General features: G+C 43.7%; 12 protein-coding genes. 3 read left to right on the top strand and 9 right to left on the bottom strand.

Annotated features, from left to right (window positions below; translation table 11 throughout):
• Nucleotides 1-95 precede the first annotated feature (95 nt).
• Nucleotides 96-2,090, bottom strand: coding sequence for an excinuclease ABC subunit UvrB (uvrB, locus tag KJS58_RS02900; RefSeq protein WP_213530328.1), 1,995 nt, complete (start codon nt 2,088-2,090; stop codon nt 96-98).
• 171 nt (nt 2,091-2,261) lie between these two features.
• Here uvrB and KJS58_RS02905 point away from each other — a divergent pair, with 171 nt between their 5' ends.
• Nucleotides 2,262-3,056, top strand: coding sequence for a flagellar motor protein (locus KJS58_RS02905; protein WP_213530330.1), 795 nt, complete (start codon nt 2,262-2,264; stop codon nt 3,054-3,056).
• Nucleotides 3,040-3,876, top strand: coding sequence for a flagellar motor protein MotB (locus KJS58_RS02910; RefSeq protein WP_213530332.1), 837 nt, complete (start codon nt 3,040-3,042; stop codon nt 3,874-3,876). Before KJS58_RS02905 ends, KJS58_RS02910 begins: the two co-directional genes overlap by 17 nt.
• Before the next feature lie 119 nt (nt 3,877-3,995).
• Here KJS58_RS02910 and KJS58_RS02915 read toward each other — a convergent pair whose 3' ends face one another.
• The 5 genes from KJS58_RS02915 to ftsE form a co-directional block, all read right to left on the bottom strand.
• Nucleotides 3,996-5,300, bottom strand: a complete 1,305-nt coding sequence (locus KJS58_RS02915) for a PDZ domain-containing protein (RefSeq protein WP_213530334.1) — start codon at nt 5,298-5,300, stop codon at nt 3,996-3,998.
• A gap of 207 nt (nt 5,301-5,507) precedes the next feature.
• Nucleotides 5,508-6,968 carry a S41 family peptidase gene (locus KJS58_RS02920; RefSeq protein WP_213530336.1) on the bottom strand — a complete coding sequence of 487 codons (1,461 nt, stop codon included), beginning with the start codon at nt 6,966-6,968 and terminating at the stop codon, nt 5,508-5,510.
• A gap of 105 nt (nt 6,969-7,073) precedes the next feature.
• A complete protein-coding gene (locus tag KJS58_RS02925; RefSeq protein ID WP_213531008.1) occupies nt 7,074-8,381 on the bottom strand; it encodes a murein hydrolase activator EnvC family protein in 1,308 nt (435 codons plus the stop codon).
• Between the two features lie 113 nt (nt 8,382-8,494).
• The gene (ftsX, locus tag KJS58_RS02930; protein WP_213530338.1) at nt 8,495-9,412 is read right to left on the bottom strand and encodes a permease-like cell division protein FtsX; all 918 of its coding nucleotides are present in this window, start codon (nt 9,410-9,412) and stop codon (nt 8,495-8,497) included.
• A complete protein-coding gene (ftsE, locus tag KJS58_RS02935) occupies nt 9,402-10,088 on the bottom strand; it encodes a cell division ATP-binding protein FtsE (protein WP_160032769.1) in 687 nt (228 codons plus the stop codon). Before ftsE ends, ftsX begins: the two co-directional genes overlap by 11 nt.
• 209 nt (nt 10,089-10,297) lie before the next feature.
• On the opposite strand from ftsE, the gene KJS58_RS02940 reads away from it, so the two are divergent.
• Nucleotides 10,298-11,752, top strand: coding sequence for a VanW family protein (locus tag KJS58_RS02940; RefSeq protein WP_213530340.1), 1,455 nt, complete (start codon nt 10,298-10,300; stop codon nt 11,750-11,752).
• Between the two features lie 126 nt (nt 11,753-11,878).
• Here KJS58_RS02940 and KJS58_RS02945 read toward each other — a convergent pair whose 3' ends face one another.
• From KJS58_RS02945 to KJS58_RS02955, 3 genes are read right to left on the bottom strand one after another with little or no spacing between them, the layout of a single operon-like run.
• Nucleotides 11,879-12,598, bottom strand: coding sequence for a hypothetical protein (locus KJS58_RS02945; protein WP_213530342.1), 720 nt, complete (start codon nt 12,596-12,598; stop codon nt 11,879-11,881).
• A 51-nt stretch (nt 12,599-12,649) separates the two neighbouring features.
• Nucleotides 12,650-13,426, bottom strand: coding sequence for a polymer-forming cytoskeletal protein (locus KJS58_RS02950; protein WP_213530344.1), 777 nt, complete (start codon nt 13,424-13,426; stop codon nt 12,650-12,652).
• Nucleotides 13,423-14,070 carry a YhbD family protein gene (locus KJS58_RS02955; protein WP_213530346.1) on the bottom strand — a complete coding sequence of 216 codons (648 nt, stop codon included), beginning with the start codon at nt 14,068-14,070 and terminating at the stop codon, nt 13,423-13,425. The genes KJS58_RS02950 and KJS58_RS02955 overlap by 4 nt, the downstream gene beginning before the upstream one ends.
• Nucleotides 14,071-14,106: the final 36 nt, after the last annotated feature.

Below are 14,106 nucleotides of genomic sequence, written 5' to 3' on the forward strand. Positions count from 1 at the left end.
ATAATTTTATAAGAAAACAAAGAAGAGTACATAAAGATCAAACTCTATATGTACTCTTGAAGAAGAGAACGACCATAAGGCCGTTCTCTACATTATTAATCTGCCTTTAATTCGAGAAGCGCATCACGGAGTTCTGCGGCTCGCTCAAACTGTAGATTCTTAGCTGCATCTTTCATTTCTGCCTCTAGACGCTGAATGAGAGACTGGCGCTCGCGCTTCGACATTTTCTCTGCGCCGCTAACCAGGTAATCACTCTTCGATTCAGCAACTTTCGTCGCTTCAATCACTTCACGTATTTTTTTACGTATCGTCTGAGGTGTAATTCCATGCTTCTCATTATATGCAATTTGTGTAACCCTACGGCGTTCCGTTTCTTTGATCGCTTTATCCATCGAATCGGTAATACGATCACCGTACATAATAACCCGGCCCTCACTGTTACGTGCGGCTCGGCCGATCGTCTGGATTAGTGAACGCTCCGAACGTAGGAAACCTTCTTTATCTGCATCAAGGATGGCGACGAGAGAAACCTCTGGTAAATCAAGACCCTCTCTCAGCAAGTTGATCCCAATAAGTACATGGAATGTACCTAGCCTCAGATCCCTGAGAATAGCCATCCGCTCCAGTGTCTTGATATCAGAGTGCATATATCTAACCTTAATTCCTACTTCTTTGAAGTAATCGGTGAGATCCTCTGACATCTTCTTCGTCAGCGTGGTAACAAGTACCCTTTCATCCTTCTCAACCCGGTCACGAATCTCATTAATGAGATCATCAATCTGTCCTTTGGTTGGTCTGACTTCAATAATTGGATCAAGGAGTCCTGTTGGACGAATAATCTGCTCTACCATTTCACCTTCGGTATGCTCCAGTTCATAAGGACCTGGCGTTGCAGATACATAAATAATCTGTTTTGCCTTCTCTTCGAACTCTTCAAACTTAAGCGGCCTATTGTCGAGTGCAGAAGGTAACCGGAACCCGTGCTCTACCAAGACTGTTTTTCTTGCTTGGTCACCATTATACATGGCGCGAATCTGCGGAAGTGTTACATGAGACTCATCGACAACAATTAACATATCATCTGGAAAATAATCGAGTAACGTATAAGGCGTCGCTCCTCTTTCCCGGAAAGTTAAAGGTCCTGAATAGTTCTCAATTCCAGAACAGAAACCTACTTCTTTCATCATCTCTATATCATAACGCGTACGCTGCTCAAGACGCTGTGCTTCGAGAAGTTTCCCCTGCTCTTTGAGCACTGCAAGACGTTCTTCCAGTTCACGTTCTATATTGACGAGCGCAACCTTCATCGTATCCTCATGCGTAACAAAGTGAGATGCTGGGAAGATCGCGACATGATCGCGTTCACCAATCAGTTCGCCAGTAAGCACATCAATCTCTGTAATCCGTTCGATCTCATCTCCAAACAGTTCAACACGAATGGCATGCTCATCTTTGGAGGCTGGGAAAATCTCAACGACATCCCCGCGAACACGAAAAGTACCCCGAACAAAATTAATATCATTCCGTTGGTACTGAATATCTACAAGCCGAGCTAGAATCTCATTACGCGGCTTCTCCATCCCTACCCGAAGAGATAATAGTAAATTCGAATACTCCATCGGAGAACCGAGACCATATATACAGGATACACTTGCTACGATGATGACATCCCGTCGTTCAAACAAGGAACTCGTCGCCGAGTGTCTTAGTTTATCTATTTCTTCATTTATACTAGAATCCTTCTCGATATACGTATCGGAAGAAGGAATATATGCTTCTGGTTGATAATAATCGTAGTAACTTACAAAGTAATCCACCGAGTTACTCGGGAAAAACTCTTTAAACTCACTTGCCAGCTGTGCTGCAAGCGTCTTGTTATGTGCAATAACAAGCGTCGGTCTATTCAGTTTCGCTATGGTCTGAGCAATCGTAAACGTCTTACCCGTACCCGTAGCACCAAGCAAAGTCTGGTGCCTCTTGCCTGCACGCACACCTGCGACCAGCTCTTCAATTGCTGCAGGCTGATCTCCCTGGGGCTGAAATTCCGACTCGAGTTGAAACGTCTTCGTGCTCATGACTATATCACTCATTGCCCAACCTCACCCTCATCGTCTAAAATAGATCTTACATTTATGTCGATATTTGCCGAGAAAACTTGTATCGGAAATATTCTATGAATAGGAATATTTGTTCCCGTTTATTATACTCGGTTCAGATCATGGATGCAAATGTAAGTAACGAACGAGGAGGCGAAATCATTCATGGATATCGCGACCCTAATCGGTCTCATTGCCGGAGCAGTCGCCATTATCGGAGGTTTTTTATGGGAAGGAGGGCAAATTACAGGATTATTTCAGTCTACAGCAGCACTTATTGTATTTGGCGGAACGATAGCAGCAATTCTGATTAGTTACCCCATGTATCGTATTCGGACGATACCTGCAGCTTTACGTATGGCATTTCGTAAGTCTAATCATGAAGCAAGCGAGTGGATAGATGACATTGTGGAAATGTCGATGCTTGCCCGAAGAGAAGGGGTTCTCGCCCTTGAGCATAAAGTAATGGAACACTCTAATGATTTTTTGAAAAATGGAATTCAAATGGTCGTTGACGGAACTGACCAACCCGTGGTCCAGCAAATTATGGAGCTCGAAATTGATGCCATCGAACAGAAGCATGATCATTACGCCAAAATTTTTGAATCTGCCGGTGCTTATGCTCCAACGATGGGAATCATCGGAACCGTAATGGGATTGGTTCAGGTTCTTGGAAGCCTGACAGATCCTACGGAGCTAGGCCCATCCATTGCTGTTGCTTTTATCGCTACTTTATATGGCGTCGCAAGTGCCAATCTTATCTTTCTGCCGATTGCATCAAAAATCAGAGCAAAAAGCGAAGAAGATACCTCTATTCTGGAAATGCTCTTAGAAGGCATACTATCCGTTCAGAATGGGGAGAATGCTTTACTTGTTCGTAAGAAACTCGAGACTTATGCCCTAAAACATGAGATCCCGGAAATGAACAGAAAGGAAAAAAGTCATGAGACAGCGGAATAGACACAGTCGCCTCATACGAACAAGACAGGCGCGAGCAAGTAACTCCGGCGCTTCCCATGACCGCTGGATGATTACCTATGCAGATCTAATCACTCTTTTACTTATTTTCTTTATCATGTTATATGCAATGAGCAGACTTGATGCCAATAAATACGAAGATATTACGAGCTCGCTGCAAACTACTTTCCAAAATTCGAATCATATTCTGGAAGGCAATAAAGGGATCACAGGAGACAAACCTTCTCCTGAACAACAGAATCCAGGCGGCGATGCAGCGCAGTCCAATGATAATAAAAACAAAAATCCTGAATCTGAAAAAACAGAATCTGCTCATGAAGCAGCTTTTCGAGCTCAAGAGAAAGAACTCCAGCAATTACTCAGCCAGATTGAGGGATACATAGAAGATCACAATCTGACAGAACTGATTTTTGTAGAGGACAAGCCACAAGGCATATCAATCACGCTGAGTGAACGTTTTTTATTCCGCAGCGGTAATGCTAGACTGATGGATGGATCTTCTCCCGTACTACACCAGTTAGCCAGCTTGTTCAGAGATTTAGGCATGAATATTTCCATTGAAGGTCATACGGATAACACGCCCATTGTTAATAGCTCCACTTATAAAGACAACTGGGAATTATCCGGTGCAAGAGCCCTGTCCGTATTACGTTATTTTATGGATGAAGAAGGTCTGGAATCGGATCATTTCCAGTATGCAGGTTATGCCGATACTCGTCCTGCCGAGGACAACAGCACGAAAGAAGGCAGACAAAAGAACCGCCGGGTTGAAATTACCGTACTACGGCAGCTTCAAGAATAAGGCAGTCCCTTTCATGAGTTACTCGTTACTTTAAACAAAAAGACCTCCAATCTGCATACTGTAGATTTGGAGGTCTTTCACTTATTAAATCATCTTATTATGACGGCTGATGATGACGATTAGCTGTCTTGCTGAAAAGCATCAGCAAATCCTTCGTTCGGATTTACCTTACGCTGTGTCTGAAGCTTCATACCAAATATCTGATAGATTGACGCAGGACTCTCCTTAATTGCTGAACCCGTATCTGGGTCAGGAGCTAGTAAGGCACCGAGCTGATGATGTTCACCCTCGTAGAGAGCACGCTGCAGAAATTTACTTTCCCCGTTAATATTCCGTATTTCCAGCTTACAAAAAGCCGCGTTCATCCGCAGACAACGATGTAAATCTGCCTCTGAGTGAACCATTTGTCCATTCACTTTGTAGATGACTTCACCAGGCATAAACCCAAGTTCGTCTGCCGGGCTTCCCGGAAGAACCGCTAGAATCTGTAAGCCTTGCTTTGGATGAACATAGATCGGGCTTCGATTCTCCTCTTCGTATGAACTAATCCAACTGAGTGCTTCGTGCCCAAGAAATGCGATTAGTACCGCAACAATCGTAGCAGGACTCCACCACATCGACAACAGTCCCAGTATAAGCAGTACGGCACCATATAATAACATCCGCTTTGAGGTTAAGGAAACTTTCTCCTCTGGAAGCATCGTTTTCGTCATCTCACCAAAACCGATAAGTAGCGGAAGTCCGAATAATAAATACGCTCCTGAACCTTGTAAGAATACAGGATTCCAAGGAAGATCGGCCCCAGCTCCTAAACCAGCAGGAACCAGCATCATGAGTGGAATGGGAGTTAAATACTGCAACTGATAACCCCCAACCAATTTCCCTCGTTTCCCCTCAAAATAAACCGGAGATGCAGCTTGTCCCCGCTGCAAGCGAATGACTATAGCATGCATCAGATGGAGCACCGCACAGAGTACAAGAAGGGAAGGGATATTAAGCTGCTCAATCTCAAGAATGATACTCCCCATAAAGCCACTCGGCTGCCACTGCTCAAAGAAGCCTAAGATCCACTGGATGAGTCCAAGAATACTTATCGCATACACCGCATTCAAATAACGTACGCGGAATAACATGAGAACGAAAGAGGTTACCCAGATCAGCACTACCCCTTGAATTGAAAGCTGAATTCCCAGGAATACATACAGAATAGAGACGATTACTCCGAGCATTACACCGGTAATCACGGTTCGAGTCGTTAATAACGGCCAAGCGTTAAGACGCACATGCATTAATTTTCGTTCCAGCATCCCTTGCCTGCGAAACCACAGAGCGATGATGACAATAGCAATATAATAAAATGGCTGGCTTAATAGGTCAATCACTGCATCCAATATCAGCCACAGCCATGAGATGACTTCATTCAAATAGGTTCACGCTCCTTTTTTATGCATTTCTTTTTATAAAGTAACTAAAGGTATTATAAAATTGTTTAATCATAAATCCAATAAAAAAAGAAGGCTGAACAGCAGCCTTCTTCTTGAAATCAGACAGTTATTCAACTATCTGCATTCCTGATTCCAGTTAAGAAAAACTTTTCTGAACATTACATGTTCACCCTTGTTTTTCTTGTATTAATTCGACGTAGCCGAAGTTATTTCCTTCTTCATTTCAGATACGGCTTTTTTAAGTTGGGTATCATACTGCGGATCACTGATTTTCTCAATGAGCGCTGCTTCGAGTGCTCCTGCCGTTTTCTCATCTAAGATGCCACTGGCTGTAAGTCCTTTGGAAGCCTGGAATGCCTTAATCGCAGTTTGTGTCTTAGCATCGAAATATCCATCTTTACGGTCTGTTTTAAATCCAAGTCCCTCCAGCATCGTTTGTGCATTCTTCACATCCGTGCTGTTCGAATCAAGTTTAAGCGGTAAGTTATCCTTGGTAATCGGAGCTACTGAGAAGTATTCAGGCTGACTGACCGTAAGATCAGGTTCAATCCCTTTCTCATGAATCCAATCTCCATTCGGTGTAAGCCATTTTGCTATCGTAATCTTCACTAGGCTTCCATCGCCAAGCTGACGTTCAAAACTTGTCTGAACCGTTCCTTTACCAAAAGAGTTCTCTCCGAGCAGGGTTGCTCCTGCGGATTGCTGCAAAGCACCCGCCAGAATCTCGGAAGCACTCGCACTACCTTTATTCATAAGTAGACTTACAGGGTAAGGTTTCGCAGAACCCTTAGATTCATTCTTCTCCCGTTTGCCGTTCTTATCTTCTACCTGAACAATGAGCTCGCCTTTTGGAACAAATTGTTCTGCAATATCAATGACAACCGATAACACACCACCAGGGTTGTTCCTTACATCAATGATAAGGCCTTTCATATTCTGGGCTTCGAGCTTGGCTAGCTCTTCTTCAAAACGTTCTGCAGTATTCAGCGAGAATTGGGTAATAGTAATGATACCAACCCCATCTTCCTGCATTTCTGCGTATACGGTTTCCAGGTCGATGTCATCTCTTACAATCGTAAATTCGAGTGGATCCGTGGAACCTGCCCGCTGAACAGAAACCTTAGCTTCGCTGCCCTTTGGACCACGGATTTTGTTAACGGCCTCATTCAGGTCAAGTCCTTGAAGAGATTCTCCATTCACCGATAAAATGACGTCCTTGGATCGTATACCTGCTTTTTCTGCTGGTGACCCTTTAATTGGCGAGACTACAATGACATTTCCATCCTGAGAGGAAACCTCAGCACCAATTCCTGTAAAGGATCCTTCGATCGATTCTTCAAACTGTGCTGCTGTCTCCTGTCCCATATAACTGGAATAAGGATCACCTAGTGCTCCCATCATTCCGTTAATCGCACCATCAATCAGTTCGGTACGATCAATATCCTGATAGTAGTTCTCTTCAATTAGATCAAGCGTTGTTTCGATTTTCGAAAGATCATTCTTCTGACTGCTTCCGGTTACACTCGCAAGTAAACCTTCTCCACCCTGAGTATTCAGAGATTGAAAGTTTACAAATGCCAGTGTCAGCAAACACCCGCCTAGTAGGCCAATGATAACCAGCATGAAAGCAGAACGCTTCTTCATCATGAGCGTCACCGCCCTTTCTATTCCGTCTGACTTACAATTCACCCTGATCTACCAGCAAGAGTATATGATAAGCTTGTACGGAATATGCCCTAAGTATGCCGAATTTTACAAATAATTCATTGGATTCGTATGACTACCGTTCACCCGTACTTCAAAGTGCAAGTGATTTCCCGTTGAGTTACCTGTTGAACCGACTTCTGCTATTTTCTGACCGCGTGTTACACTGTCGCCTTCTTTAACCTTGATTCCACCATTACGAATATGTCCATATAACGTCCACAGACCGTCTCCATGATCAACTATGACGGTATTCCCGTAACCGCTTGTCCATTCAGCCACAATGACTACTCCACTATCAGCTGCCGTAATCGTCGTACCTTCTGGTGCTGCAAAGTCGACTCCAGCATGCATTTTACCTACTACACCGGTAATGGGGTGAACCCTCGGTCCATAACCGGATGAAATATAGGCACCTGAAATTGGCATCGCGAAAACTCCACTGCCGCTGGAAGTGCTGCTGCTCGAAGAACTACTGGAACTGGAGTTGGAACTCGAGCTAGAGCTGGAAGAAGAAACTTTCTGTTGTGCTTTTTTACGAGCTGCTTCTTCTGCTGCTGCTTTGGCTCTCGCTGCTGCCGCAGCTTGTTCTGCTTTCAGTTTATTCTTCTCTTGAAGCAGAGATGAACGTTTGCTCGCAATCTCAACTAGCATGCGGTCTTGTTCTTCACTCAGTTCTTCCTGAGATTCGATCTCCCCATCATACTGAGCGATAAGCTGCTGCTTTTCTACCTCTTTTGCATCAAGTTCCGCTTTGCGCTCTTTCTTATCTGCGTATAACTGCTTATGTTCTTTGTATTGTTCTTCAAGCTCTTGCTTCTTCTGAACAACCAATTCTTTGTCTTTCTTATGTTCTTCTAGTAGATTCTGATCTTGATCGACAATCATCTTGAGTGAATCTGCACGTTGAAGGAAATCCGCAAAACTAGTAGATGAAAGTAATACATCAAGGTAAGACACCGATCCATCGGTATACATCAAACGCACACGCGATTCTAGCAATTCTTCACGGGCTGCAATCCGTTCTTCCGCTTCTTTCAACTCTTTTTTGGTAAGTCGTAAATTTTCTTCTGTTAACTCAATCTTATAAGAAATGTTAATGAGTTCATTACTTACAATATTAATCTGTTCGATTATTTTATTCAAATAATCTTCCGTTTTTTGCTTGTTATGTTCAGCTTCTTCTTTTTTCTTAGCTGCCTCTTCCCGTTTTGTTTTGGCAGACTGTGATTGTTCCTCGAGCTGTTTAATTTCATTATCGATATCATTCAAGCTAGAAGCAGCATAACCATAACTAGGTGATAGGATTGCAGCGGTGAGTAAACTCATCGCAAGTGCAGTAGCTGTCTTTTTCAAGTTCTCTTCCCCATCCTTCATTTAAAATAAATATATATCAGTGCAAATTATTTTCTTATTGTGATGAGCAGCTGCCCCTAAACCGGGACAGCCGTCATAAATGTAGTTATCAATTAGACTTTCAGTGACTTACGAATAGACAATGTGCTGCCTAGAACGCCAACGAGTACTCCCATGATGAGAAGTGAACCTCCGAGCCAAGCCCATAGACTGGATAAAGGTACCAGGTTCAGCATTTTAATAATAATATCTTCCTGTACGGTAATAAGCAGCTGGTTGTAACCAGCAAATAAAATTCCGATCGTAATAAGTGAACCGATAAGGCCGATAAGTGCACCTTCCACAAAAAATGGCCAACGAATGAATGCATTCGTGGCACCAACTAGCTTCATAATCCCAATCTCCCGGCGTCTTGCCAGGATCGTCACGCGAATCGTGTTGGAAATCAGGAACATAGACATTAGTGCAAGTCCGGCAACAAATACAAAACCTATGGTCCGGATCAGACGTGTAATCTTGAACAACGTCTCCACCGTCTCTTCACCAAAATTAACTTTCATAATAGGCTTCTCAGTATATTTCTCATTCAGAGCTTCAATCTTCTCCGCTACAAAATCAACGGTACTCGGATCAATAAGCTCAACTCGAATGGTGTCTGGAAGCGGGTTGTTATCTACATCAAAGCCTTCCAAAAGTTCTTGTTGATCTTCACCAAGCTTTTCTTTAAATTCAGCCAATCCTTGATCTTTAGGAACAAACGCGATCGAACTTACCTCTGGCATCGCTGCAATTTCTTCTTGTAATGTTGTACGAAGCTCCTCATCTACATTCAGCTGCAGGTACGTACTGATCTCTACCTGGCTGTCCGCATTATCGGCGATCGAATTAACATTCACGACCAAGAGAACAAACACTCCTAAAATCAATAGAGAAACAACAATAGACGTTATGGAGGCAATAGACATCCAACCGTTGCGGAAAATACTCTTGAATCCTTCCCGCAGATGGCGCAAGAAGGTACTAAAATTCATAGCCGTATTCCCCTCTCAGCTCGTCTCTAACGATGTGGCCTTTTTCGATCGCAATAACCCGTTTTCTCATCTTGTTCACGATGTCACGGTTATGCGTAGCCATAACAATGGTCGTTCCCCGGAAATTAATTTCATCAAGAAGCTGCATAATTCCCCAGGACGTCTCGGGATCCAGGTTGCCGGTAGGCTCATCCGCAATAATGACGGAAGGATTATTCACAATGGCTCTTGCAATCGCAATCCGCTGCTGCTCGCCGCCAGAGAGTTGTGCCGGCTCGCGGTCTGCCTTTTCCTTAAGGCCTACCAGATCGAGAACTTCCATTACACGTTTCTTGATATGCTTCTTAGGGGCTTCAATAACCTCCATAGCAAAAGCAACATTCTCATATGCCGTCATCTTGGGCAGCAGTCTGAAGTCCTGAAAGACAACCCCAATATTTCTTCTGACATAAGGAATCTTACGATGTTTCAACTTTCCAATATTAAATCCGTTCACTGATATTTGACCTTTAGTCGGTACTTCTTCTCTGTAAATCAATTTCATAAAAGTCGATTTGCCCGCTCCAGAGGGGCCGACGATATAAACAAATTCATTGCGGTCGATCTTCACCGAAACGCCTTGAAGCGCATGCGCACCATTCGGATAGGTCTTCCACACGTCTTGTAACTCAATCACATCATCACTTCCCGTTGCATTAGTAGCTTCTTTTGCTCATTTCGACACTTTCCAATGATTTCCTTTAAAATCTCTCGATTTTCATCAAGATGTCTCTCATTGTAACAAATTTGTTACCTTTTGAGTAGCCGAAAGATTTCCTCTCCTTCCGCATATATTGAAAGAGTGTTCCTAACACCGGGAAAACAGAAGTCTGAGAGGAGTTCTATATGAAAAAAGTTCACATTTCGTTCATTGTTTTCGCGTTTCTTTCTCTCTTATTCGCTTTTATCTTCGGCTGGCTATACATGTACGCTCACCAGTCCAAAATCCCCCCAGGAGTTCATTTGTCCGGGTGGTCTGTAGGAGGGCAGAATAAGGATACCGTGCTACAGGAGTTAGAACAGAAACTCACAGCACTTGAAAACCTTCCGCTGGGAGTAAAGTCCGAGAACAATCCTATTTCCGAAACGAAACTAACACTGGCTGATGCGGGAGTGACGTACAAAGCCGATCAATTCAAACAAGCTTTACGTACTCTTTCAGAAGGCGGACTCGTCCAAAGAGTAGTTCAGCGCTGGCATTTCACTAAGGAATGGAAGCTAGAGGTTAGCATAGTTCCTGATCATCTCAAACAAAAACTCACTCCAGCCTGGGAAGAAAAGCATTTCGGAAATCCCGTAAATGCAGTTCGGAAAATTACACCAAACGACGAAGTCGTTTATACACCGGAACAAAATGTACAGCGGATTAAGTGGGATCAAATGGATGCGATTATATCTCAAGTCATACCTGACCATTTTTCATTACTTAATAAGAAAGATAAAGAGCCGCCTAGTATAGTTATCGACCTTCCCCTCCAAGAGTTGAAGCCCTCCGTTACCATTGCTTCTCTAAAAGAAGAAGGGATTGAAAGGAAGATCATTGAAGTGGTGACGTCTCTTGGATCAAGTGGAGAAGGAAGAGCACATAATGTCAGCGCTGCAGCCAGCGCGTTAAACGGGCTTATTTTAAAACCAGGGGATATTTTTGATTATGGCAGTATCGTGGAAAAAGCAGAAAAGGAGAGTGGATTTCAGGAAGCGCCGGTCATTGTAAAAGGTCAGTTAGTACCCGGTGTCGGGGGAGGTATATGCCAGGTATCCAGCACACTATATAATGCAGCCCTGCGAACAGGACTAGAGATTGTCGAGAGAAGGAATCATTCGCTTCCCGTCAGTTATCTTCCTAAGGGTCTTGATGCAACTTTTGCATCGGGGTACATTAATTTCCGTTTTAAAAACACGACAGATAAACACCTTCTTATTAAAGCAGAGGTAAAAGACCGCGAACTGAATGTCTCCTTCTTCGGAACTTTTCCGGAGAATGTAAGTTACGAACTCGATACCGAACTTCTCGAAACACTCTCAGCTCCGCTCACCTATGTATCAGATCATTCCCTTTCCCCAGGAAGCGAGATGGTGCGCCAGGCCGGTTCAACCGGATATGTCGTTGCTTCTTATCAAATCAAGAAGGTAAACGGAGAAGTCGTCTCTCGTAAGTTGATATCTAAAGACACCTATCGGCCGCAAGACCGAGTTCTTGCTGTAAACCGTGCTGCTCAGGAGGAAGAACCACCTCCATCGCCGCCCTCTTCGGACACCCCTCCCGTGGAAGATGGAGTTCGTACGGAAGACGCTGGCTAAATTTCAATAGAAAAAGAGCGCTGCATCCATGCGCGCACAATAATAACCCGGGCTAGTATGGTGCATACGTCCGGGTTTCTTTATTTTCTATAACCGATTCATGGTGTATTACACCTGCTCATTCATCTATAACGAACCGATCTGGTTGCAAACCTCTGTCACTGCGTCTGAATGCTTCTTGCAGGACTCACTATATTCGACAAGCCCAATTCGGCACCCAGGACCAATATAAACCTTACGTCCTCTTACTACTTTAGCTTCTGTATGCTCTAGATGCACCACATCACCTTCTATCGTGTCCGCGATCAGATTACTTTGGCGCTTAGGGTTAAACATATGGAAGAGAGAAGATATCAGCGTTCGTTTAATCTCAATCTTGTGACCGCCGATCTCGGCAACTTTACAGAGCCCATACAATCCAATATCGATGTGTTCAGCATTCAGCATCCCCTCTGTCTCAATGGCCCCTTTAATCCTCAATTGTTCTGCACTGCAATCGCCATGAAGGCGAACCGAGCCAAATGCTTTAAAATGCTCACTATGAATGGAACGTTTAACGACCGTATCTCCGTTTAGCTTCACATGCCGGACTTCCAGTTTCCCACCCACTTCGAACTGTCCGCTCGTTTTAATGGAATCTCCGTATACATCGCCCTGGACATGAAGACTTCCCGTAAGCTTAATCTGATTACTCCGGAGATGCCCATTTACCGCCGCTGTACCCGTACATTTAAAATACTGGCTCTCCACATCACTATGAATCACACCTTCTCCTACAACCTTTACGTTTCGAACGGTGCCTCCATTAGAACTTCCGGTGCCTGTTATCTTAATGTCTTTATCCATGTATTCGCTCCTGTATCCTGTTATCATCTATGTTTCCTCCCCACTTCCGCCTTACACCTGGATCTGCCGCCCTACTTGAGATTCTGGATCTTGCTCGTAAGATACGCTATATTCCACTACACCAATCTCGCAACCCGGACCGATGATAATCCGGCTTCCTCTGACTGTACCCGCATGCGTATGTTCTAGATAGATATCGTCCCCTTCTATAATGTGGGTCTTCAGTCTAGGTGTCATAGCAGGTACGAATTGATCCAGTAATCTTACCTTCGATTTACGGCGTACCTGAATTTGTTCCCCGCCAATCTCTTCTACCTCACAACGATGATGAAGCATAATATCCACGGTTCCTGCGTTCAGCATACCCTTGATTTTGAAAACGCCCTGTACTTCGATGGTCTCACATTCCACGTCTTTCCCTACTGTAATCCCACCTGCTACCTCTACACAGCTTCCTATCAATTTTCCATCAATCGTCGCTTTCCCGTTTACAATCAATTTATCGGTCTCCAGATGTTCTCTAATGGATGATACTCCATCAATTCGGGTCTGTTTTGTTTTAACACCGCCTTCAACCTTGCTGCTGCCATTGACTTGATATTCATCCGCAACGACAGTTCCCTGAATATTGGCTGAACCATTCACAACATACCGCTCACAGCGAAGATTTCCTTGCAATCCCGATGTACCATTTACTTCGTAACTCACACAATCGATATCACCAGAAAATTTACCAACCCCATCTACACGAACATGACGATAGGTACCACCCGATGCTTTGCCAACACCTGAAATATTTATGTCTGGTCTGGACTGCTCGTTCCTCATAAGAACCCCTCCGATTCACTCAATTTGACTTTCAACTGCTCCAAATAAGTACCTAGAGATAAACGCAGAACTTCCTTAACACCTGTGTCAAAATATACTTCGCTTCCCGTAGTCAGCATCGTAAATAGGGGGATTCCCATTTTTCGGGTCAAAATGATGTCACAACCTTTATCTTGAAACTTGCTGTAATACGTCTGGAACGTCTGTACAAGTAAAATTCCTTCTTCCCGGTTCATCTGTCCACTGGCAAGAGCCTGATCCAAAACATAGATACACAGCATTTCCTCAAAAGAAAAAGTTTGTTTCTCCTTTTCACTTCCACTTTCTAAAAAAAGATGTATTGAAATCGGTGTTACCAGATGTTTTTGCTCCATTTCTACACGGGTAAGCACCTTGTTACTCACCGAAGGGGAGAACACATCGGCCAATTCATCCAAAGAAAGTTCATCTTTCATGTTTTTTATTCGGTCAATTCGTGTTAAGATGCTTTCCCTAGGAAAAAAAGTCTCCTGTCCTGTAAAAGAAGATTTACGTATAAACCAATCCTCTGGTATTAGGTTTTTTCGCTTCCAACGATAGAGTTGACCGTATGATATTCCCGTCTGTTCCAAAAGTTCTTTCTTAGATATTAAGTCTTCAGTCATGTAATCCTAACCCCCTGAAGACAATGTAACATAACA

The organism is Paenibacillus sp. J45TS6 (assembly GCF_018403285.1).
Classification (GTDB): domain Bacteria; phylum Bacillota; class Bacilli; order Paenibacillales; family Paenibacillaceae; genus Paenibacillus.

What these genes read in the sequence shown, in the direction of transcription:
- uvrB (WP_213530328.1), bottom strand. Translation starts at nt 2,090, where the DNA reads ATGAGTGATATAGTCATGAGCACGAAGACGTTTCAACTCGAGTCGGAA.
- KJS58_RS02905 (WP_213530330.1), top strand. Translation starts at nt 2,262, where the DNA reads ATGGATATCGCGACCCTAATCGGTCTCATTGCCGGAGCAGTCGCCATT.
- KJS58_RS02910 (WP_213530332.1), top strand. Translation starts at nt 3,040, where the DNA reads ATGAGACAGCGGAATAGACACAGTCGCCTCATACGAACAAGACAGGCG.
- KJS58_RS02920 (WP_213530336.1), bottom strand. Translation starts at nt 6,968, where the DNA reads ATGATGAAGAAGCGTTCTGCTTTCATGCTGGTTATCATTGGCCTACTA.
- ftsX (WP_213530338.1), bottom strand. Translation starts at nt 9,412, where the DNA reads ATGAATTTTAGTACCTTCTTGCGCCATCTGCGGGAAGGATTCAAGAGT.
- KJS58_RS02940 (WP_213530340.1), top strand. Translation starts at nt 10,298, where the DNA reads ATGAAAAAAGTTCACATTTCGTTCATTGTTTTCGCGTTTCTTTCTCTC.
- KJS58_RS02945 (WP_213530342.1), bottom strand. Translation starts at nt 12,598, where the DNA reads ATGGATAAAGACATTAAGATAACAGGCACCGGAAGTTCTAATGGAGGC.
- KJS58_RS02950 (WP_213530344.1), bottom strand. Translation starts at nt 13,426, where the DNA reads ATGAGGAACGAGCAGTCCAGACCAGACATAAATATTTCAGGTGTTGGC.
- KJS58_RS02955 (WP_213530346.1), bottom strand. Translation starts at nt 14,070, where the DNA reads ATGACTGAAGACTTAATATCTAAGAAAGAACTTTTGGAACAGACGGGA.